Below are 22,972 nucleotides of genomic sequence, written 5' to 3'. Positions count from 1 at the left end.
TTGTTACTCATGTATAACCAGAAATGGTACTTTGGTGTGGTAACTAATTTTTTCAACTGTTGGCCTAAAAAGAATTCGTTCTAGAAAATTAAGATTTTTTGCTACCATGATTACCATATCAAGATTTCTGCTCTCGGTAAAACATTGTACGGATTCGTCTATGTTTTTTCCTGTGATATTATGATAGGTACAAACATTATCCTTAAAATAATCTAATATGAAATTTTTGACTTTAGTTTGATTTTGGCTCAACGCTTCATTTGCGCCAGAAATATAAAGTAAGCGTAAGGCAGATCTTTTTAGAAGAATTATATCTTTTATCGTTTCCAAGACTTTGATATCATAAGCGATATTTAAATCTGAGGGAAAACCAATTTCATGAATATTTTCATAACATGCATTTTCAGGAACAGCCATTACATTACAGGGAACTTTGGTAATAACATTACCGGTGTTACTACCTATGGATACTGATTTAAGTCCCGTAGCACCCTTTGTGCCCATAATTATTAAATCGATTTTTTTATTGATCACCAAAGTCTTTAGTTCATTAATGAGAAAACCATATATAGCCTGAACTTTAAAATTATGTTTTGCATTTAATGGAAGTTTTTCAATTCTCTTTAATAGATGCTGTAGCTTTTCTTTAGGCTCCGCAAGTATGGTTTCTTCTAAAATATCTGGTGAAACATATAATGCGGCTTCTCCACTAGAATTGGTATTTATAGCGTTGATGTGCACAATATGAAAGGTACATTGCGTTTTTTTGAAGAATGTAATTCCGTATATAAGAGCGTTCCAGGCATTATCGGAAAAGTCGGTAGGGATTAATATGTTTTTCATGGTGACCGTTTAATTTTGACTAATTAGTATTGGGGCAAAAACAAAACCGGAATTTTAGAATGAAATGCAATTTTGTTGACAACCGGTTCTCCTATAACTTTCTCCCAAAATGAATGTTGATGTCTAATTAAGCTAAGAATTGCGGCAGTATTGTTACCTACATATTCATCAATACTTGTAGATATGTTTATGACAAACGGAATGTTACTGAATTTATATTTTTGACCGGTGAGTCTTTCCCTAAGTACATCTTTATGTAATTCTTGATTGTCGTTTAAATTAAACTCCAAAGCAACATGTACAATTTCAATAGAAGCTTTCCATATTTTAGAAAGTTCTAGAATAGGCTCTAATACACTTTTCTTATAAGCTGAACTATAATCCGTAGCAAAGATTACTTGGGTCAAGTTTTGAAAATTATGTCCGGTAGGTACCGTAAGTACAGGAATGTTCTTGATATGCTTTAAGACTTTTACGGTGTTGCTTCCCAAGAAAACCTCTTTGGCACCTGTAGCACCTTGTGTACCCATTATTAAAAAATCTATATCATTTTTATGGATAACGTTCTCAACCGCGGTTTCTAAGTTTCCCGGTTTTGACAAGGTCGTAAATTGATGCTTTGGGTTTTTATGGTTTGTTTTTAAATAGGATAGTACTTCTTCTAATTCTTGAACCGAGTATTTTGAAAGAGAATCATATATTGCTCCAAGTCGTTGCTGACTTTTAGCACCCATAAGATTTAAAGGGGTAGGCTCGTAAGCATGAAGTAAATAGAAGTGGCATTCGACTTCTGCATATATTTTCAACGCGGTAAAAATGGCGTTCCATGCATTATCAGAGAAATCCGTAGTAATCAATAAATTTTTCATGGCTATAGAAGATTAGTTATCGAGAAAGGTTTTGCATGACCAAAAACGGAATGGTTGGTGAAAGACCAATTTCATCAATAGTAGATTTATACAGCATATCTTCCAGAAAGGAGTGTCTTGAATTTACCATGACCAAAAGGTCCATTTTATGATCGGTAATATAAGTTGAGATGGCTTTGGCTCTATTTTCTACACCTTTGGTCACAAATGATAACCTGGCGTGAGGTAATGATTCTTCCAAGAATTTTTTATTGTCCAACTGCCTGTGGCTTAAATCAACAAAATCAGAAATATATAAACTATGAACCTCAGCCTTAAACTCTCCGGCTAAAATATCCAGTAGCTTCAATTCTCTTCGTTTGTACGGTATCATGTAATTACTGGGGAAAAGTATTTTTTTAGGTTGGCTATAATCATATTGGTCTGGGACTGCCAAAACAGGGCATTTTACATATTTAAAAACTTGTACGGTATTGCTTCCAAAAGTTATTTTAGAGCTGGCGGTTTTACCTTTGGTACCCAATATGATAAGATCAATATTTTTTAAATCGGCAAGGTTGTTCAAGGCATCTACCAAAGATTCAAAAGCGGGTACTGCTTCATATTTATGTAAAGGGTTATGCGTTTTAGTTTGGGTTTCGGTAACAAGTTTGTTTAGTTTATTTTCAGAATCATCAGCAATAGTCTTCTTCTGTTTCTCAAATGTTTCTGCATCTACCTTATGATAAGGTCCGTAAACTTCATCGGCATACGCATGTAAAAAGTAAAAATTTGCGCGTTCGCATTTAAACACATTCAATGCATACGAGATGGCGTGATCGGCATTGTTAGAGAAGTCAGTGGGTATGAGAATATTTTTCATGGCTTACCTTTTATTGATGATTTAAAAGTAAAGGAGTGCATAAAAAAATCCTATGATAAATATCATGAGCCAAATATGATATACAAGTAATTTAAAAGAAAAAAACTAGCACTTGCTGATGACTGATATTCGTCATATTATATTCTTGTTCAACAAATTACATTTATAGAAGAATGGTAACTCAATAACCATAAAATATGTAAAGATGAGCAGATTAAAAGATAAAGTAGCGGTAATAACAGGAGGTACGGGTGGCATTGGTATGGCATCGGCAAAATTATTCTTGGCACAAGGTGCGAAAGTAGTTTTGGTAGATAATAATGAAGAAGCCATAATTGAAGCACGTACTATACTCCATAATAAAAATGTGTCTTACTTTAAAGCGGATGTTTCTAAGAAAGAAGATACTATTCAGTATTTGAACCATGCTTTGGAGACCTTTGGTAAAATTGATGTTTTCTTTGCAAATGCTGGCATAGAAGGCATTTCAAGGCCTATTGTAGAATATCCGGAAGATGTGTTTGATAAGGTAGTTGCGGTAAACTTAAAAGGTGTTTGGCTGGGGTGTCAATACATAATTCCTAAAATGGAAGAGGGTGGTAGTGTTATCATAACATCATCTGTTGCAGGTTTAAAAGGATTTGCAGGTTTGGGCGCATATGTAGCTACAAAGCATGCCGTAGTAGGTATAATGCGCGTTGCGGCTGCGGAAAATGCATCTAGAACTATAAGGGTAAATACTATTCATCCAGGTCCTGTAGATAATGAAATGATGCGAAGAATAGAAAGTGATATGTCTCCTGATAGCCCAAATGCTGTTAAAGATGGTTTTACGGCTACAGTACCTTTTGGTCGTTATGCCACCTCAATAGAAGTAGCTGAACTTGCATTGTTTCTAGCATCGTATGAAAGTAAATATATAACAGGTTGTACCCACCTTATTGATGGGGGTATGTTGAACGCCTAAGTATTAGTTCATCGTAATTTTTGTAAAACTTGATAGTATAAATGATCACATTTAAACTGTCAAGTTTTATTTTTGAAAACAGTACCTTAGAATTAAAATATAGCAATAATGACCATTCATAATTTAGGAGACCAAAATTCAGTTCTTAATCAATTTATTTCCGAAATACGCGATGTACAGATTCAAAAAGATCCCATGCGATTTCGTAGAAATATAGAACGCATAGGAGAGGTGCTAGGTTATGAATTCAGTAAAGAGTTGCTTTACAGTTCTAAAGATATAGAAACTCCGCTTGGTAATAAATCTATGCATTTAAGTCAAGATCAAGTTGTTATATGTTCTATTTTAAGAGCAGGTTTACCATTGCACCAAGGGCTTTTAAATTATTTTGATGCGGCTGAAAATGCGTTTATATCTGCTTACCGTAAACATGAAAATAATGAAGATGATTTTGAAGTCGTGGTCGACTATTTTGCGGCACCATCTCTAGAAGGTAAGGTATTGGTGTTAACAGACCCTATGTTAGCTACCGGTAGAACTTTGGAAAATGTGTTAAAAGGTCTAAAGGACCATGGCACACCCAAACAAATTCATATTGTTTCTGTTATTGGCTCGCAACAGGGTATTGAGTTTGTACAAAGCGTTTTCCCGACTGGGACGCATTTATGGATTGCGGCAGTAGATCCGGAATTGAATGCCCGTGGTTATATTATTCCAGGTATAGGTGATGCCGGTGATCTTGCATATGGCCAAAAGCTATAATTATATATTTTTCTTTTTACGCTTTATTCCTTTGACTATTTCATACCATAGTACAGAAATAGCACCTATAACTATTGTAGTGCCTAATTGAGGTATAGTTAAACTGTCAAACTCAAAGAAGCGGGTTAGAACGGGCACGTACAATAATATCAATGAGAGTATGATAGTTAGACTAATAATAATAGGAACCAGATTATTCTTGTATTTCAAGGTGGTGAAAATAGAATAATAGAATGAACGATTCACTAGGGTCAAAAAGATATTGGCAACGATTAACACCATAAATACCATGGTACGTGTAGTGTTTTCAGAGAAACCTGACGATACCGAGTATTGATAAGCCGTCAATGCACCAACAGTAATGATTATGCCTTGAATAACACTAGTGGTCAGTTCTTTATAGTTGAAAAAAGTAGTTGAAAAAGGTCTAGGTTTTTTGATCATCAAATTTTTCTCCATAGGTTCGTTTTCAAAAATGATAGAACAGGTAGGTCCCATAATCAATTCTAAAATGATAACATGCGATGGTGAAAATATATTGGGATATACCCACCGTAATGCCAATGGTATAAATACCGTAAGAATAATGGGAATATGTATTGATATGATATATTGAATTGCCTTTTTAAGATTGGTATATATTTTTCTGCCCATGGCAACGGCATCTACCATTTTAGAAAGGTCATCATCAACCAAGATAAGAGAAGCCGCTTGTTTTGCAATTTCAGTTCCTTTTTTACCCATAGCAATACCAATGTGTGATGCTTTTAAAGCCGGACCATCATTTACGCCATCGCCCGTCATGGCAACAACTTCATTGTTCTTCTTTAGTGCATTAACAATTCTCAATTTTGCATCGGGGAACATTCTGGAGAATACATTGATATCTTTTACTTTTTCTTGAAGTTCAGCATCGGAAAGTAGCATTAGCTCATCACCTGAAATACATTTTTCGTATCCTATAAAATTTATTTGTTTGGCGATGGCCATAGCGGTATTGGCATTATCTCCGGTAACCAATTTAACTGCTATACCGGCATTGTCAAAGTCTTGCAATACCTGCTTAATGTTTTCTTTTGGAGGATCATAGAAAGCGATAATCCCTTTAAAATCAAATTTAAAATCTTGTTGCTCTTCAGGGTAATTTTCGCCTTCGAATATAGCCAAACCAACAGCAAGCATTCTATAGCCATCTTTACCTAATTCAGTAAGTGTAGTTTGTATGATATCAATTTCAGTATTGGTAAGGTTAGCTACCGAAATAATAGCTTCAGGCGCTCCCTTTGCTGCAATAATCTGTTTACCATCTGCATTCTGAAATACATGGGTCATCATGGGCGGTTTACCACCTAAAGGGTATTCATGAACCATTTTATAATCAGGGCGTTCATCATTTTCTATTGACCTTGCATATGTATTATGTATGGCTATTTCCATAGGGTCAAAGGGTATGGGTTCACTTGCCCACATAGCGATAGTAATAAGTTCTCTCTCGTTGGTTCCAATTATATCCTTAGTGTTGACGATTGTACCGGTATTTAGTGTAAATAGCTTGGCTAATGCCATTTTATTCTGCGTAATGGTACCGGTTTTGTCGGTACAGATTACAGTGGCGCTACCCAGGGTCTCCACAGTTTTCATCTGTTTAACCACAATTCCCATTTTCATTAATCGCCATGCTCCCAATGCCATAAACGTGGTGAAAGCTACAGGTATTTCTTCCGGTAGAATACTCATGGCCAAGGTCAGAGCTTTTAATAAACTATCTAGGAAAATACCGGAACGCATGTAATTGATGCCCCAAACCAATAGAAAAATACCACCTCCCCAGATAGACATCAATTTTACGAAGTTGAAAATCTTAATTTCCAAAGGTGTTTTTTCTTCGCTAATGTCTTCAAGGCTTTTACCTATTTTACCAAGTTTGGTCAAGTTTCCAATAGCAGTAATTTGGGCAATTGCTAATCCGCTAGCAACGGTACTTCCCGCATAAATTGAATTATCGGTACTTGTAGCATCTTTATAAACGGAAAGAGATTCTCCCGTCAATATAGATTCGTTTACAGAAAAATCATTAGAATGCACAATTATGCCATCTGCAGAAATGGTAGTGCCTTCTTCCACCATTAAAAAATCACCGATAACAATATCTTCGCTATCAATTTCAATAACCTGTGCATTACGTATAACTTTGCTTTTGGGGTGAGTAAGGTTTCTAAGATTCTCTAATGCTTTTCTACTACGTGAATCTTGATATAATGATATGGAGCCAACAAGAATAATTGCCGTTGCCAAAAAAAAACCATCGCGCCAATTACCCGAAATAAAATAAATACATGAAGCTATCAGCAGCAAAATGACCATGGGCTCTTTAGCAATACTTTTAAGGGCATCTATAAAGCTATTCTCTTTTTTATAGTTCAATGAATTTGTGCCATGTTCATTATTAGAAGCCTCCACCTGTTGGTCGGTGAGTCCGTTAATTCCGAAATCTTTAGAATTGAACATGGGCTGGTTTTATTAAAATTACGAAGTACTAAGGTATCTGAAATCTTAAGGTAAGGCACTGACATTTATCATATGAATTACGCCTTTAAGTTTGCAATTTTATACTGTAATAATCTTAAAAGTAAACAATTATGGAAATTGCCATGAACGATGTACGTATAATAATGAAAGAAACATATTCTAAATTGGTCTCCTTTAAACGTAAAGAGAATAGAGAATCTTTTAATAAAGAGTTGCTGAGGATTTTACCAAAAATATATAGATATGTTTCTAAGAGATTGAATAGTGCCGTTGCCAATGGTAAATTAAACAAAGGTATGTTTGATCCCAGTGATTTTACCGATCAGCTTTTTATAGAAGTGTATGATAATATTGATGATATAAAGAGTGAAAACGAGCTACATGTATTTTTGTTCAAAAAAGTAGATGAGCTTTTGGAAGATAGTTTGGTAGAAGAGGAGTTTGATCACGTTTTCTTTGATAATATAGACACCTATTCCAAACCGGAGTGGGATGCTATGGAAGAAGATTATACTCAAGATGGCGATGGCGACTTTTTACTTTTAGAAGAAATGGACGATAATTCTTTAGATAAAAGTAACTATACATTAGACCATGTTTTCATTACCGATGAAGAAAAGCAATTGGCAGATAAGCTCGATGCATCTTTAGATAAGGAACGTATAAATAAACACATTCAATTGGTTTTGGATAAGATGAACTTACCAATGAGAACGGTATTTGAGCTCTTCACTAACGAAGGGTTAACCACAGAAGAAATAGCTGACATACGTAAAACAACACTAGATCAAGTAGAAGAATTATTGGCTTCGGCAAGGCAACTGCTTAAGAATAGTTTTGAGAAACGATTTCTTATTGACAGCAATTAGAAAAAAAAGCTCTCATTAAAATGAGAGCTTTTTTTAATATGGTTTAGATAGTATCGTTTACAAATTGGTTACCCTAAGTTTTCCAGTAAGTTCATTAATATTGATACGAAATACGATCGGGGATTCTTCGGCATCAATTTTTGCAGAAAACTCACTTATATATTTTGGGTGCTCACCGTAAATGGTTGCTATTACTTTTTTAACGCCATCAGAAAATTCATGTAGCAAATGTTTGGCATCAATTCTAGAAAGCTCCTCAAAGGTACCCTGAACTAAAACGGACTTCCAATTGGCTATGGAGGCTATTTCATCAACTCCCAAGCAAACCGCGGTATTCTTTCGCATTTCTTGAATTTTGTGTCCCTCACTAGAATAGCTGGTAATGGAATGCGTGTCAGGATCGTAGTAAAATGTAATAGGCACAATGAAAGGGTGTCCTCCTGATATGTATGAAAGCCTGCCAATGTAGTTTTGTCCTAATAGCGCCTTACATTCTTCTTGATTCATATTTCTTCTCATGACCAATTGTTGTTTGTTGATACAATAAAAGTATACATCATTGATTTAGTGGCACATGATATTGGTCAGTTGATCATTAATTTAAAGTGTATTGCAAAAAAAGTATTGAATAACGCAAATTAAGCATCAGTTTCGCTATGAATATTAAGCTAGATTTGAAATTCATCACGTAAATTTTAATGACCAAACAACAATCAAAATTTTATCAATGACTAAGTCAACATTAACTAAAACATTATTTAAAATTGTTTCACTACTGTTAGTAGTGGCTTCTTGCATAGAGAATCCCAAACCAGTTCTAAACCTTGCTACAGCGAATACCATTGAGATAGATGGTGATGATTCAAAAGATTCCGTTATTTTAAAAGCAGCTCACGTTATACCTTCAAAAAATCAATTGAACGCATTAAAAGATGAGTTTATAGCATTTGTTCATTTTGGACCAAATACATTTACAAAACTGGAGTGGGGCAATGGTATGGAAAACCCATCTGTCTTCAATCTAGAGAACTTAGATACGGATCAATGGTGTAGTGCAATGAAAGATGCGGGGATGAAAAAGGTAATCATTACCGCAAAACATCACGATGGTTTTGTATTGTGGCAAAGTAGATATACTGAGCATGGGGTTATGTCTTCACCTTTTAAAGAAGGGAAAGGTGATGTTCTTAAAGAACTTTCAGTATCATGCAAAAAATATGGTATTAAACTAGGGGTTTACTTATCGCCTGCAGATCTATATCAAATAGAACATAAAGATGGATTATATGGTAATTTAAGCGAATATACGACACGAACTATTCCTAGACCAGTACAAGGAAGACCGTTTGAGAATAAGACAACTTTTGAGTTTGAAGTTGATGACTACAATGAATATTTTTTAAATCAACTCTTTGAATTGCTTACTGAATACGGTCCAATTGATGAGGTTTGGTTTGATGGTGCTCACCCAAAACGTAAAGGCGGTCAACAATATAAGTATAGGGACTGGAAAAAGCTTATCACGGCATTGGCACCAAATGCAGTAGTATTCGGTAAAGAAGGAACACGTTGGTGCGGCAATGAAGCCGGTGCAACCAGAGACACGGAGTGGAATGTAATACCATATACCGAAGACCCAAGAACAATGAATTTATTTGCAGATATCACCGGAGAAGATGTTGCTGGTGTTGATAAGCTAATGGAAGGTAAGTACTTACATTACCAACCTGCAGAAACAAATACTTCTATTAGAGAGGGTTGGTTCTATAGGAATGATGATGAACAAAAAGTACGAAATACAGATGATGTCTTTGATATATATGAGAGATCAGTTGGTGGTAATTCAATTTTTTTATTGAACATTCCACCAAATAGAGAGGGGAGATTTTCAGATGAAGATGTAAATGTTTTAAAAGAAACGGGTATTCGAATTAAAGAAACTTATGGTATTGATTTATTGGAAAATGCCGATGGTCCGGTAGAATTATTAGATGAAGATGAAGACACTTTTTTGGCGCTTGATAATGATAAATTAATGCTAGAATTTACACTTCCAAAAGGGGTGAAGATCAATAGATTTGCTATTCAAGAAGATATTAAAAGACATGGTGAACGAGTATCTTATCATGCCTTAGATGCATGGGTAGATGGTATGTGGAAAGAATTGGTCGTTAGCACCAACATAGGCTATAAAAGAATTTTGAGATTTCCCGAAGTAACAACGAATAAATTGCGGTTACGAATATTAGATTTTAGGGCAATTCCTGTGCTACAAAAAGTGACTGCTCACTATTATAAAAGTAGACCACCAATTTTAGATATGCATCGCTCGGAATTGGGTATGGTTGATATCGCTCCAAAAATGTCGGATTTTAAATGGAAACCCCACGGTGAAAATGCAAGTGGTAATTTAACCAAAGGAATGAAAATTGTATATACGACCAATGGTGAAGCGCCAAACGAATCTTCTACTGTGTTTAGTAAACCCTTTGCATTTGCAAATGGTACGGTTAAGGCGGCAGCAATTATGAACGGAGAATTAGGAAGTGTTACTGAATTGAGTTTTGGTATGCTTAAAGATAATTGGAAGGTTCTTAATACCGGTAGTTCTAAAAATGACCATAACGCAGAAAAGTTATTTGATGAGGATATAGAAACGTACTGGCAGTCTAATGAGAGTGGTGTAAATAACCATTTTGTAGCATTGGATTTAGGCGAAGAAACTGAAATTACCGCTTTTAAGTATACACCGCCTACTACTATTTCGACAGGTATGATCGAGAAAGGGATTATGTATATTAGTAAAGACGGTATAAAATGGCAAGAAAAAGAAACTTTTGAATTTGGTAATTTAATCAATGATCCAACGCCAAGGTTTTTCGAATTTAAAAATTCGTACTCTACCAGGTATGTAAAGTTTAAAGTAGTAGAAATTGCAGGAAGTAATTCTTCAGCAGCAATAGCTGAACTTGATTTTTATAAGTAAACCAAATTCGTTTTGAAAAAAGGATGTTACCTATTATAGTCAAGTAGCATCCTTTTTTTATTATTAATTAAAACAAAGCTATTCTGAATATTTGTTTATCGGAAAAATGTAAAGTACATATTGAGAAAATAGAAAAACCAAAATTTAAAGTTCGTTAAGCCTAATTTTACGAATTCTAGATAATACCCAACGAATACTAAAAGCCACCCTTTTTAGCGATTGTTCACTGTTAGATTTGACATCAAATAATAATCTAATACAACAAACATGAAACTACTTTACACCTTTTTACTGTGCGCAATCTGCTTTGCAGGTTTTTCCCAAGATACTGACAGTCCGTATTTATTGGTCTCTACAGAGAACGCCACTATACCTTTAAAATCTTCCATAACTGAAGCAAATATAGCGGGTACCGTTGCCCATGTTCGGGTTACACAAGTATATCAAAACAAAGGAACGGAGCCTATAGAAGCCAAGTATGTGTTTCCGCTATCTACACAGGCAGCGGTTCATAAAATGCATATGATAGTTGATGACCGACTTGTAGTTGCCAAAATTTTTGAAAAGCAAGAAGCTAAAAAAGTATACGATACCGCCATTGAAGAAGGTAAGCGTGCTGCAAAGTTAAAGCAACATAGACCCAATGTATTTCAAATGAATGTGGGCAATATTATGCCTGGCGATGAAATTACGATCGACATTTATTATACCGAAATGTTAGTGCCTGTAAATGGCGAATATCAGTTTGTGGCACCTGCCGTAGTGGGTCCACGATTTACTGGAGAAAGTACTGAAACAGAAAGTAGTTTTGCAATACCCTACATGGCAAAAGGTATTGCAGATAGTTTTGATTTTGATATTTCGGTTAGGCTAAACGCAGGTATGATCATTCAGCATGTTAATAGTGCATCACACAAAATTACAGTGGATTATCCTGATGCGGAAACAGCCGAGATTGTACTATCCGAAGAAAATAAAAATCCGTCCAACCGAGATTTTATCTTAAAATACAATTTAAGGGGCAATCAAATACAAACTGGATTATTGTTATACGAAGGCGAAGAAGAAAACTTCTTTTCTTTTCAAATGGAACCTAATAAGAATGTGGTGTTAGACGATATTCCGTCACGTGAATATTTGTTTATCGTTGATGTATCGGGTTCTATGAACGGGTATCCTTTAGAAGTATCGCGAGCCTTAATGCGCAATCTTTTATGTGGATTACGAATGACGGATACGTTCAATGTTCAGCTATTTGCATCAAGTTCTACTATGTTTAGCGCTGTGCCGGTAGAAATAAACGAGCAGAATATAGAGGCGGCAATTCGGTTTTTATCGGAAGGTCAAGGCGGTGGAGGCACACAATTGTTAAGTGCGCTGCAAACAGCATATAAACTGCCTAGAAAAGATATGAGTGTCGCAAGGTCTATGGTGGTCATCACCGATGGTTATGTAAGCGTTGAAAAAGAAGCCTTTGAACTTATACGTAACAATCTCGACCAAGCCAGTGTCTTCACCTTTGGTATCGGTTCTAGTGTCAATAGGTATTTAGTTGAAGGTATGGCAAAGGTTTCTAACAGCGAATCGTTCATTGCCACAACGTCTGAAGAAGCTGCAGAAGCGGCTAAAGACTTTGCAAATTATATAGCAACTCCATTATTGACACGAGTAAAGATTGAATCCAAAGGGTTTGATATGTACGACCTTGCCCAAAAAAGCATACCAGATGTATTTGCAGCAAGACCGGTAGTGGTTTACGGCAAATATAAGGGTAAGGCAGAAGGTAAAATTATCGTAACCGGTTACCAAGGTAAAAAACGCTTTAGACAAGTGTATAATGTAACTGACGGGCAATTAAGCAAGCAGAACAAAGCCTTGGGTTATTTGTGGGCTAGAAAGCGAATAGGGGAATTGGATGATTACAAGAAGCTATTTAATGAAGATGTGAAAGCTGAGGTGGTGGCACTAGGACTCAAATATAATTTGTTAACGAATTACACCTCTTTTGTAGCGGTTGATGAAGCCATAGTCAATAAAGACGGTACGTTGACGAAAATAAAACAGCCGTTGCCAATGCCAGATAACGTAAACAATTCTGCCGTAGGAGCAGAAGCTGAGGTCAAAGAAACCAGCAAATTCAAACGTTCGTTCAACATCATTTTTGAAGACGAGGTAGCAAAGAATGTAAAAAGACAGTTAACGATGGAATTTAAAGTGATGTATGCCAAATTAGTTTCGGAATACTTGAAAAAGTATGAAAGTCTGCGTATAAAATTCAATGCTGAAGGCAAGGTTATACGTGTAGAAAAATTTGAGAATGGCAGCTGGACCGTTGATGAAAGTATGCTGTTGGATTTTGAAAAAATAAGTTTAAAATCCGTTAAAAAAGAAATCACATTAACATTGAAAAAATAGGTAGTTAGTTTTGGTTAGTTGGTTCTCCGAAAGGAGAAGAAAACCTGTAAGATGTCTGTCATTTTGCAGGTTTTTCTTTTGCAACAATTTGAAGAATAAACATGTTGAAACCTGAATAAATACGGGCTGTTCAACGAATTCTAGATGAATAGCTACGAATACTAGAACACCCTTATAAAAGCCTTGTCTCCGTAGTAATTTAGTAGTGTAGAAAGAAAACAACTAAAATAATTATCATGAGAAAATTCATCTTTTTAGCAATCATATTATGTGTTTTTACCGCTAATGCACAAGAGTTTAAACTAACCGATACCTACGATGTTACTAACCAAAGAATCGTTGGGCAAGAGGAAGAAGACACCTGGGCGGTAGATGTCATTGAAACCAAAAATCCAGAGAAGACTATTGCCACATTGAATATTGCAGATTTTGGTTTGTTAGATGAAATAAGAATTTCGGTTTTAGAAGAACCGGCATTAGAAGGAATCACCGAAATTTTGAAAATCACTCTTGAGTATAATGCATGTTGCTCAAGTACAAAAGAGTTCTATTATTTGCTTGGTGAAGATGGGGTCATTGCCCTGCCAAGTATAAAAAATGAGTATGCCTACGAACCTATTTCAGACATACATTACATATTTCCTAACCAGTCTTTTGGCAAGGAAGGAACTATTCTAAGAGCCGCATTACAATACACGGAAACATATACGATCAAAGACATAAAAGTGCTAAGAAGCATTGCTTGGAACGATGATGACTTTGATACAGAAGATGCTATAACAGCAATTAATTAGTAATAACCCTTAAAATTTTAAATCATGAAAAATGTAAAGAAAAGTGTCCTGTTCATTTGCTTATTTGTAGTTGCAAATTTATTTGCGCAAAGTGTAGAACAAGTAGAGTTTGAAGTTATGGATAAAGAAATTCCAGCCGAAGAATTAACCTATGAGTATTTATTGGCACACAAGGTATTTTTACGAGAAAAGCCATCGGTGCGTAGTAAAAAAGTAACCTTGCTTAATATTGGTACTAAAATGGTGTTGTGGGAAAAGAGTCTGTACGCCAAGGAAATAGACTGTATCAAAAGCCATTGGTATAGAGTAACCACAGGAGACCAGACCGGATGGGTTTGGGGCGGAATGATAGCGCAGAAATCCTTTGGTAGTATTGCGGACAATCAGGTGAAGTTTGTGTACGGTTATGAAAGCAGTACAACGAACGAAGCAGGTATTACGGAGGTAAAGTACCAATTACGTGCCTTTAAAAACGGTCAGCAATTAGATAAAATGGTGTTAGATAGTTTGTCTGCTATACCGGCTCATATTGAAAACCACGGTAGTCTAGGTTTGTTCAATGTAGAAGATGTGATTACAGTAGATTTAGCCGATGTGGATACCGGTTACCAAGTAGGTAAGAGCTATGTGTTTTGGAACAATGGCAGATTTAAGAAAGTAGCAAGTTTAATTGACTATGCAGATAGCAATTATTTAAAGACAGAACATTTTGTTTTTCCTTCGGATATGCAAGGGGTAAAGAGTACCATTTTGTTAAAAACTACGATTACAAAGAATATAAAATCCTTAGATGATGCTTTGGCTCAAAACAATGTAGAATTTATTACTACGCCGTATATATGGAACGGTTCTAAGCTGATAAAAAAGCAAGAAAACCGTGAAATTGAAGACAATGCCGTAGTAAGTATAGACTTTTAAAATTAAGCAATGATGAACAAGTGTTTTATTATAGTATTGGTGAGTGTGCTAATGCTTGGTGGCAAGAAGCCGTTTTCGCAACAGTCGGAAACGGCACTTGCTTTACCGAACATAAGCATTCAAGAATCTATCGTATTTATAGCTGGTTTTGATGAGAGTGACAATACTTATTACAGCAATGCAAAACAGTATTTTCAAAAACAGGAAATGCCTATTGAAGAGGGTTTGCACACCATTAATGAGATAATCGCTTACATCAACAATGCAGGGGAGAACCAAGTTCGCTTTAAAGAAATTCACGTAGTAAGCCATAGCAATGCCTGGTTGGGAATGTCCATGAGAATTAAGGAAAATGGCGAACGCATTACCGTAAAGAGTTTAGAATATGCAGTTAAGGAGTATAACATAGAAAGCATTTGCAAAGAATATACGGGCAATACCAAGATTATTTTTCATTCATGTGGATTGGGCGAAAACAAAGCATTATTAACAGAATTGAAGCATGTTTTTAAGGCAGACCAAGTAAGTGCATCGCCCTATTTTAATGTATTTGGCGGTAAATATGCAGAACATTATCTGGCAAAACCTTACTATGGGTTTTACCCAACGGCAGAGTCTAAAGGACCAGCATTTCTCTCCCAAGAATTTAGAGAAAACTACCCAAATGTACATATAGATTGGTTAACTGCTTTAACCACTAGACAAGAGTCTTCATTTGGTGAGGCTTATAGTTTTAAATTTAATATTCCGGTTGAATGGGAATTTACTTTTGACAACAGCAACGATATGCCTAAATTGGCAGATAAGGAAGCTATCATGGATTGGGTTTCAGAATCCCCAGAAATGGCGGAGGTATTGTTTGCCTTGCAAATTCCGATAGAAAAATTTCGTTGGAGAAGTTCGGTAAATGGTAATACGCTAATTATAAAAGGAAAAACTACGGTACTGTGCGTATTGGCACCTATTTTGCAGTCTAATGGTGCTAATGAGTACCAAAATGTGTCGGTAGAAGACCGTTCGCTTTATCAAATATTATAGTAGCATTGGCGTTAGTTTAATACATAAAGGAAATCCGTTTTTTTTGAATCTGATTATTAAATACTTTTTGATTGTTTGCTGTTGTTTTGGAACAATACCATTATTTGCGCAAAACAGTCAGCTACGGTCATATACCATTGCAGATGGTTTACCGCAATCACAGGTATATGATATTGTACAAGATGATATGGGCTACTTGTGGCTAGGGACTCAAGGTGGCGGACTGGCAAATTTTGACGGAGAAATTTTTGAAGTATGGAATGAAAGTGATGGCTTGCTTTCTAATTATATAGATGCACTTTACACCGTTAACGACTCCTTGTTTATTGGAACAAAAAAGGGACTTTCCATAAAGGTAAAAAACAACTTTGTTAATCAAGAAGCTCCACAAATACTTCAATTTTTTCCAGTTGATGGTCAGTTGTATTTAGCGACTAAAAATGGACTCTATACCTACAGCAAAAATAAGCTAATAAGCAAGGTTAATTTCAATTCAGAAATTGATAATAGTGAAATCAATTCGGTTTTTTTTGATGGAAATTATTACTGGCTTGCGAGCAACAAAGCTTTGTGGAAGTTAAAAGAATTGGGTAACAACGCTACCGAAATTATAAAAGTTGAGAAGAATAATTTCAAGTCGGTCATAGCTCATAACAATCATATTATTGCAGCAACTTTTGATGATGGTGTCTTTATAATCGATAAGGCTACAACGGATAATCGTTTTTTAATGCCAGAGCCCTCACGTATAAATTCCATGTCAATTCAAAATGAAGATGAGTTATGGATAACTACAGATAATGAGGGAGTTACCATTGTGGAGACCACAACGTTTTCAGAAATAAAAAGATTGAATACTGCCAGTGGTTTGGCAACACCACACATAAGAAAGGTTATAAATGATGAAAACGGCAATATTTGGATCGCTACATCAGGTGGCGGATTCTATAAGTATTTTCAGAACAATTTTAAACATTATGATCAAGTAACAGGCTTAAAGGGCAATCGCATTTATGCGGTACATAACGCTCCGGACGGAATATGGTTTTCCACTTCGGAAAAAGGCTTGGCGAAAATTGATTCCGAAGGCATTCACCCATTGCCAAACGAGAGTACCTTTTTTGATGTAAAAATCAAGACCATTACTAGTGATGCCAAGGGAAATATTTGGGCAGGGTCAGATAATAGAGGCTTGCTTTTTAGAGAGACCAAGATGGTAGACAGCTTGGTGTTTTCATCGAGCGAAAATTACCTCATACAAATGGATACCGTTTCGGTAGAACGCACGGCAAATCATATCATTGATGAAAGCAAAGGATTTCCTTCCGATTGGGTTAGAACCGTAATTGCAGACGATAATTACATATGGGCGGCAACCTATGCCCATGGTATCGTGAAATTCAAGTACTATTCAGAAAATGACAGTCTGGTCATTGGCAAAACCTTTTCTAGTAGAGATGGTATTACAGATATGATCATAAAAAGCATGATAAAAGATACTGATGGTAAATTTTGGTTCGCAACCCAAAAGGGTCATTTGGGGTATATAGAAAATAATAAAGTGACAACTGTAGAAACAGGCTTGGAAGAACAAACTGCAATCGGTTCCATTTTGTTTCATGATGATACTATATTCTTGGGAACTTCAGGTAAGGGAATTTGGTATGCTAACAGTACGAATCCGGTAAATTTTCAGCAGCTAAAGGGTAGTAAACGCTTATCGTCTAATAATATATATCAGCTTATTTTTGATGACCAAGGCAACCTGTGGGCAGGTTCTGAACGCGGTGTAGATAAAATAGAACTTAGTGCAACGAACGAAATTGTAGATATCTATCATTTTGGTAGAAACGACGGATTTTTAGGTATAGAAACCTGCTTAAATGCGGTCGATAAAGATGAGGAAGGCAATTTGTGGTTTGGCGCTATTTATGGGTTGACCAAACATATCCCAAGTGAAAGTAAAAAAACGGCGGCTGCGCCTAAAGTATATTTTACGGGAGTAGAAGAGCGGTATAAAAGCATTGATTCCTTGATTTTAAAAGATTGGACGAATACGAGTAAAATTTTACAATTAACTCCCGATCAAACCCAGTTGGGTTTTTCCTTTAGAACAGTAGATGTTGACCACCCAAACGAAGTAGCGTATAGAACTCGGTTAGATGATAATGAGTGGAGCCCTTGGGTAAAGGAGAATAAGCAAAATTTTGCAGGTTTGGCGTATGGCGCACATACCTTTTCGGTACAATCCAGAAATTACAGATGGCAAGAAAGTGAACCTATAGCATTCCGTTTTTTTATTGATAGTCCGCTTTACCAAAAAGACTGGTTTCAATGGTCGGTTTTGGCATTGGCGGTGGTACTGTTATTAGGCTTTAGTTGGTGGTATATACGTAAGATAAAGGCAAAAAATAGGGCGGAACAGGAACGCTTGAAAACACAAAACTATTTGTTGACCCTAGAGCAAAAAGCGCTTCAGTTACAAATGAATCCGCATTTCATTTTTAATGTTTTAAATGGTGTAAAGGCAATGGCAGGCACCAAACCAGATAAGATGGATGCTACCATTAATAGTTTTGCCATACTGTTACGGGAAACACTACAAAATTCAAGAAAAGAGCATATCGGTCTAGACCAGGAAATAAAAACGTTAAAACACTACATAGAGGTAGAACGGTTAATGGCGCAAAAGCCTTTTGAATACGCGATAAAAGTTAAAACCACTCCCGATGCCGAAGAAATATTGATACCGCCCATGCTTATTCAGCCATTTGTGGAGAATGCCATACGACACGGAATTTTAAAAGGCAAAAAGGAAGGGAAATTGGAAATAGGCTTCACTACTACAAAAACACATTTGCATTGTAGTATTATTGATAACGGATTGGGTATTTTTAAATCGCAGAACGAAAAGCCAAAAACGGACCATCAATCTATGGCATTGACCGTTACCAAAGAAAGATTGGAATCCATTGCGGGTAAAAATACCTTGCATATCACTGAAATTAAAAATGAAGATGGTGGTATTGATGGAACCAAGATTTCCTTTAAAATACCGTTACTAACAGATTATTAAACACCTATGCATACAGCGATTATAGTAGAAGATATGATTGACGCCTTAACCCTTTTAAAAAGGGATATTGAGGCGCAGCACCCAGAAATTGAAATTATCGCCACGGCGCAGAGTGTAGTGGAAGCTGCCAAATTACTGCGTAAAAATCAGCCGGACATTCTGTTTTTAGATATTATGTTAGGTGACGGTACAGGCTTTGATATTTTAGAGATTTTTCCAGATTTAAAATCGAAGATCATATTTGTAACCGCAAGTGATGAGTTCGCGATAAGAGCCTTTAAATTTGCCGCAATCGACTATGTATTAAAACCCTATTCCAACGAAGATTTAGGTTTAGCGATATCTAGAGCAAAAGAGCAGTTACAGCCCAATAAAGAGCGTTTACAGATTTTAAAGGAGACCATTTCCGCGCCAGAGAAAAAACCCAATAAGATATCGTTACATACACTAGACCAAATTATAATTGTCAGTCTAGACGATATCATTCGGTGTGAATCCGATAGTAACAACACCATTTTCCACCTTCAAGATAAACGCAAGATATTCGTAACAAAGACACTAAAATACTTTGCCGATTTATTAAGTAGTCACGATTTTGTTCGTGTACACCAAAGTCACTTGGTCAATCTACAATGCATCAGCGCCTATATCAAAACAGATGGTGGTTATTTAATGTTGAAGAATGGAGTAAATGTACCTGTATCTGTCCGCAAAAAAACCGAGATTATTGAGATTTTGGATAAGATGCATAGGTAATTTACTTTTTGGTGTGAACCTAGTCTAAAATATATTAAATAACTAAGAATCCTCTTTATCTTTTGCGGCTTTGACAAAATTTATGGAGGGTAGAATAACTGGCGAATACCCTGATTGAAGTGTTAAATTTGAGATATAGGCTCGTAAATAGGGAAAAGCAATTGCAGGTGCATTAATTTTAGGAAAATTTGATAACTTAAATTCCTCCGTGATTTCCTCTTCTAATGAGAACATAAAAATAGCATCAACAAATAAGTCGAAGTCCGTATCTTTAATTTCAATTTCAAAACCTATTCCAAAAGATTTTACTTTTTCTTCTGGAAAAAAATGTCCTGTAGATAAATCAAAAGAATTATCTTTTTTTATAACTTCTGTATTTGAAGAAAAGTTGACTTTTAAAACTTTCCAATTATCTAACTGGATTTTCATACTAAGCGGCTAAAAGCAATGATTCCATATCATTAGTGTCCAGGGAGTTATCTGAATTTGGGCAGTAGAAATTTTGACCAACTTTATCAAATGACTGATTGTCGATTTCAAAATCTATATTTTCAATAAAACCGTACTTACCAAAAGCTATAGAATAAAGCTCCTCTGATTCAATTCCATCAAAGTATTGGTCAATTCGATTTTTAATTTCCTTGTTCAATTTCATCTTTTATATCTCCTATTTCTATAATTTTAGAACTAACAATATTATCACTTGGTTTATAGACTGTACATATAGTACTATTAGCTGTTCTTAAGGTAATCTTTTTAGTTCTTTCTTTTGCAAATTTAATGTAAAAATTCCCTTTAACAACATCTATAGGTAAAATGCCTTCTCCTCTCGCTAAATTAATTAATAAACCATCCATTGGTTTAAATCTAACATTTAGCTTTTTAATTTTCTTTTCAAATTTATCATATAGATATGATAGTACTTCTATTCCATCTTCACTTGTTAAATCCAAAAAATTATCTTCTTCTACTTCAATTAATGAATTTATTGTGCAATAACTTTTATGTTCATATATCTTTTTTTGATTATTCCATGAAGTAGCAATCGCCCATTTTTTAGCTTGCTCTTCAGGTTTTGAACTTAAACCATTGATAAAAAAGTAAACTCCATTTCCCATCCATTCATCATCACCTTTGGATATATCATAGTTTGAACTTACAATATTTTTGGCGGCAATTAGATTGGTCCCATGATAACCAGTGAATTGTAATGTCATTTAATAAAGTTTGTAACAAAAATAAAAACTACAAACATTAAAGTAAATAAAATTAAGGTTCTCATTAATTAATATAAATTATTTACAACTTAATAACGCATAATTAGACGTCAAAGTATTTGTTTACTAACATCTTGCCTAATTTATGATTTTTTTATTTAAAATAGAATCAACCCGATTTTTTTATAGAATTCTCAAAAGCAGCATTAAAAGTTATATTTTATGTTAAGGTTAACATAATTGTTTCAAAAGCCTGTCTATTTTTAGAGGGCTAGAATTTAATGCAGAATAAAATCTACTAAGGTTCTAGAAGTTTTGATTTTTAAAAAATGCATTTAGCTTTTTAAAATGAATAGAATTTAGAACTCACATATATGTTATTCTTTTAGGGATGTATATGGTATTATAAAAACCGATTTAAAACTAACACATGAAAAGAAGAGATTTTGTACAGTACGCCGGGTTGGGTGCCGGAGCATTGATGATGCCATCATTATTGCTAGGTAACGACATCCCTACAGAGGCGTTACTGGAACCAGGTATGGATGCCTTGGTGAAAAAACGAATGGCAGATGTTGCCTTAAATACTGCCAAATCATTAGGCGCTACCTATGCAGATGCCCGTATAGGCAGATATTTAAATCAGTATGTATTCACTAGGGAAGACAAAGTACAGAACGTGGTCAATACAGAATCCTTTGGTATAGGTATACGTGTAATCGCTAACGGTACATGGGGTTTTGCCTCTACCAATAGTGTTACCGAAGATGGTATTAAAAAAGCAACGGAGCAGGCAGTTGCCATAGCAAAAGCTAACTCTAAAATTCAAAAAGAACCGGTGAAGTTGGCTCCTGTTAACTCATATGGAGAAGTGTCTTGGAAGACACCGATCAAAAAGGATTTTAAGGAAGTTCCGGTTTCGGAAAAGGTAGACCTTTTATTAAGCGCCAACGCTGCTGCTTTGGATAACGGAGCAAACTTTGTGAACTCCGCCTTATTTATGGTGAACGAACAAAAGTACTTTGCTTCAACGGACGGTTCTTATATTGATCAGGATATTCACCGCTTGTGGCCAACACTGCGAGTAACTGCTGTAGACAAGGCTGCCGGTACTTTTAAGACTAGAGAGAATATGAGTGCTCCCGTAGGTATGGGCTATGAATATTTAGACGGATTGGAATCTGAGAAAATTGATGGTCCTGCTGGATTACGTTTATATAGAAACAGCTATGACATGGTAGAAGATGCCACTATCGCAGCAAAACAGGCAAGAGAAAAATTAACGGCTAAATCTGTTGATGCCGGTAAGTATGATTTGGTCTTAGAGCCTAATCACCTAGGTTTAACTATTCATGAGTCTGTGGGTCACCCATTGGAATTGGATCGTGTATTGGGTTACGAAGCCAACTATGCAGGTACAAGTTTTGCCTCATTGGATAAATTAAAATCGGGCAACTTTAAATATGGTAGCGACATTGTAAACCTTGTTGCGGACAAGACCCAAGTAGGTTCCTTAGGCGCTGTTGGTTATGATGACGAAGGAGTAAAAGCTAAAAAGTGGGATTTGGTGCGAAACGGCGTATTGACAAATTTCCAAGCCATACGTGACCAAGCACATATGATCGGGGAAGAGGAATCTCACGGGTGTTGCTATGCACAAAGTTGGGACGATGTTCAGTTTCAGCGTATGCCAAACGTATCATTAGAGCCAGGTAAAGAAAAGTACTCTATTGCCGAAATGATAAAGGATGTAGAAAAAGGTATTTATATTGCTGGTAGAGGTTCTTACTCTATTGATCAGCAACGTTATAATTTCCAGTTTGGTGGTACTGTTTTTTATGAGATTAAAAATGGTGAAATTGCAGGTATGTTAGAAGATGTAGCCTACCAAAGCAACACCCAAGAATTTTGGAATTCATGTGTTAAGATTTGCGATAAGGATGATTACCGTTTGTTCGGTACGTTCTTCGATGGTAAAGGGCAGCCTTCTCAGGTGAGCGCTGTATCTCATGGTAGTTCTACTGCCAGGTTCAATGATGTAAACGTAATTAACACAGGTAGAAATATTTAA

The 22,972-nt window shown here is 35.7% G+C and carries 19 protein-coding genes; 11 read left to right on the top strand and 8 right to left on the bottom strand.

Going from position 1 to position 22,972, the window contains the following annotated elements; translation table 11 throughout:
• Positions 1 to 3: 3 nt before the first annotated feature.
• Genes CSC80_RS17565 through CSC80_RS17555 form a run of 3 tightly spaced genes read right to left on the bottom strand, consistent with a single transcriptional unit; the run spans position 4 to position 2,574 of the window.
• Positions 4 to 843 (bottom strand): universal stress protein, encoded by an 840-nt coding sequence (locus tag CSC80_RS17565; protein ID WP_099193244.1) that lies wholly within the window; start codon positions 841 to 843, stop codon positions 4 to 6.
• Positions 844 to 866: 23 nt separating this feature from the next.
• A complete protein-coding gene (locus tag CSC80_RS17560; protein WP_099193243.1) occupies positions 867 to 1,712 on the bottom strand; it encodes a universal stress protein in 846 nt (281 codons plus the stop codon).
• Positions 1,713 to 1,728: 16 nt separating this feature from the next.
• On the bottom strand, positions 1,729 to 2,574 hold the full coding sequence (locus CSC80_RS17555; RefSeq protein WP_099193242.1) for a universal stress protein: 846 nt from the start codon (positions 2,572 to 2,574) through the stop codon (positions 1,729 to 1,731).
• 205 nt (positions 2,575 to 2,779) lie between these two features.
• Here CSC80_RS17555 and CSC80_RS17550 point away from each other — a divergent pair, with 205 nt between their 5' ends.
• Positions 2,780 to 3,541, top strand: a complete 762-nt coding sequence (locus CSC80_RS17550) for an SDR family oxidoreductase (RefSeq protein ID WP_099193241.1) — start codon at positions 2,780 to 2,782, stop codon at positions 3,539 to 3,541.
• A 108-nt stretch (positions 3,542 to 3,649) separates the two neighbouring features.
• A complete protein-coding gene (gene upp, locus CSC80_RS17545; RefSeq protein ID WP_099193240.1) occupies positions 3,650 to 4,303 on the top strand; it encodes a uracil phosphoribosyltransferase in 654 nt (217 codons plus the stop codon).
• Here the strand turns inward: upp and CSC80_RS17540 are convergent, their stop codons facing one another.
• Positions 4,304 to 6,811 carry a cation-translocating P-type ATPase gene (locus CSC80_RS17540; protein ID WP_099193239.1) on the bottom strand — a complete coding sequence of 836 codons (2,508 nt, stop codon included), beginning with the start codon at positions 6,809 to 6,811 and terminating at the stop codon, positions 4,304 to 4,306.
• 131 nt (positions 6,812 to 6,942) lie between these two features.
• Between CSC80_RS17540 and CSC80_RS17535 the strand changes: the two genes are divergently transcribed.
• Complete coding sequence (locus CSC80_RS17535; protein ID WP_099193238.1) at positions 6,943 to 7,701, top strand: sigma-70 family RNA polymerase sigma factor; 759 nt, start codon at positions 6,943 to 6,945, stop codon at positions 7,699 to 7,701.
• Between the two features lie 57 nt (positions 7,702 to 7,758).
• Here the strand turns inward: CSC80_RS17535 and CSC80_RS17530 are convergent, their stop codons facing one another.
• A complete protein-coding gene (locus CSC80_RS17530; RefSeq protein WP_099193237.1) occupies positions 7,759 to 8,220 on the bottom strand; it encodes a pyridoxamine 5'-phosphate oxidase family protein in 462 nt (153 codons plus the stop codon).
• 208 nt (positions 8,221 to 8,428) lie between these two features.
• Here CSC80_RS17530 and CSC80_RS17525 point away from each other — a divergent pair, with 208 nt between their 5' ends.
• The 7 genes from CSC80_RS17525 (at position 8,429) to CSC80_RS17495 (ending at position 19,684) form a co-directional block, all read left to right on the top strand.
• On the top strand, positions 8,429 to 10,687 hold the full coding sequence (locus CSC80_RS17525; protein ID WP_099193236.1) for an alpha-L-fucosidase: 2,259 nt from the start codon (positions 8,429 to 8,431) through the stop codon (positions 10,685 to 10,687).
• Positions 10,688 to 10,954: 267 nt separating this feature from the next.
• Positions 10,955 to 13,102 carry a VIT and VWA domain-containing protein gene (locus CSC80_RS17520; RefSeq protein WP_099193235.1) on the top strand — a complete coding sequence of 716 codons (2,148 nt, stop codon included), beginning with the start codon at positions 10,955 to 10,957 and terminating at the stop codon, positions 13,100 to 13,102.
• 236 nt (positions 13,103 to 13,338) lie between these two features.
• Positions 13,339 to 13,896, top strand: coding sequence for a hypothetical protein (locus CSC80_RS17515; RefSeq protein ID WP_099193234.1), 558 nt, complete (start codon positions 13,339 to 13,341; stop codon positions 13,894 to 13,896).
• Between the two features lie 24 nt (positions 13,897 to 13,920).
• Positions 13,921 to 14,814, top strand: coding sequence for an SH3 domain-containing protein (locus tag CSC80_RS17510; RefSeq protein WP_099193233.1), 894 nt, complete (start codon positions 13,921 to 13,923; stop codon positions 14,812 to 14,814).
• Positions 14,815 to 14,823: 9 nt separating this feature from the next.
• Positions 14,824 to 15,852: a hypothetical protein gene (locus tag CSC80_RS17505; RefSeq protein ID WP_143751768.1), complete on the top strand. Its 1,029-nt coding sequence runs from the start codon at positions 14,824 to 14,826 to the stop codon at positions 15,850 to 15,852.
• 43 nt (positions 15,853 to 15,895) lie between these two features.
• Positions 15,896 to 18,928, top strand: coding sequence for a two-component regulator propeller domain-containing protein (locus CSC80_RS17500; protein WP_143751767.1), 3,033 nt, complete (start codon positions 15,896 to 15,898; stop codon positions 18,926 to 18,928).
• A gap of 6 nt (positions 18,929 to 18,934) precedes the next feature.
• On the top strand, positions 18,935 to 19,684 hold the full coding sequence (locus CSC80_RS17495; RefSeq protein ID WP_099193230.1) for a LytTR family DNA-binding domain-containing protein: 750 nt from the start codon (positions 18,935 to 18,937) through the stop codon (positions 19,682 to 19,684).
• Between the two features lie 42 nt (positions 19,685 to 19,726).
• Here CSC80_RS17495 and CSC80_RS17490 read toward each other — a convergent pair whose 3' ends face one another.
• From CSC80_RS17490 to CSC80_RS17480, 3 genes are read right to left on the bottom strand one after another with little or no spacing between them, the layout of a single operon-like run.
• Positions 19,727 to 20,113: a protein-export chaperone SecB gene (locus CSC80_RS17490; RefSeq protein ID WP_099193229.1), complete on the bottom strand. Its 387-nt coding sequence runs from the start codon at positions 20,111 to 20,113 to the stop codon at positions 19,727 to 19,729.
• Between the two features lies 1 nt (position 20,114).
• Positions 20,115 to 20,339 (bottom strand): hypothetical protein, encoded by a 225-nt coding sequence (locus tag CSC80_RS17485; RefSeq protein WP_099193228.1) that lies wholly within the window; start codon positions 20,337 to 20,339, stop codon positions 20,115 to 20,117.
• On the bottom strand, positions 20,317 to 20,901 hold the full coding sequence (locus tag CSC80_RS17480; RefSeq protein WP_099193227.1) for a hypothetical protein: 585 nt from the start codon (positions 20,899 to 20,901) through the stop codon (positions 20,317 to 20,319). The genes CSC80_RS17485 and CSC80_RS17480 overlap by 23 nt, the downstream gene beginning before the upstream one ends.
• Before the next feature lie 430 nt (positions 20,902 to 21,331).
• On the opposite strand from CSC80_RS17480, the gene CSC80_RS17475 reads away from it, so the two are divergent.
• Positions 21,332 to 22,972 (top strand): TldD/PmbA family protein, encoded by a 1,641-nt coding sequence (locus CSC80_RS17475; RefSeq protein ID WP_099193226.1) that lies wholly within the window; start codon positions 21,332 to 21,334, stop codon positions 22,970 to 22,972.

This window comes from Maribacter sp. 6B07 (assembly GCF_002700155.1).
GTDB lineage: Bacteria > Bacteroidota > Bacteroidia > Flavobacteriales > Flavobacteriaceae > Maribacter > Maribacter dokdonensis.
The sequence above is the reverse complement of the archived record's forward strand: the minus strand, read 5'-3'. Positions and strand labels throughout refer to the sequence as shown.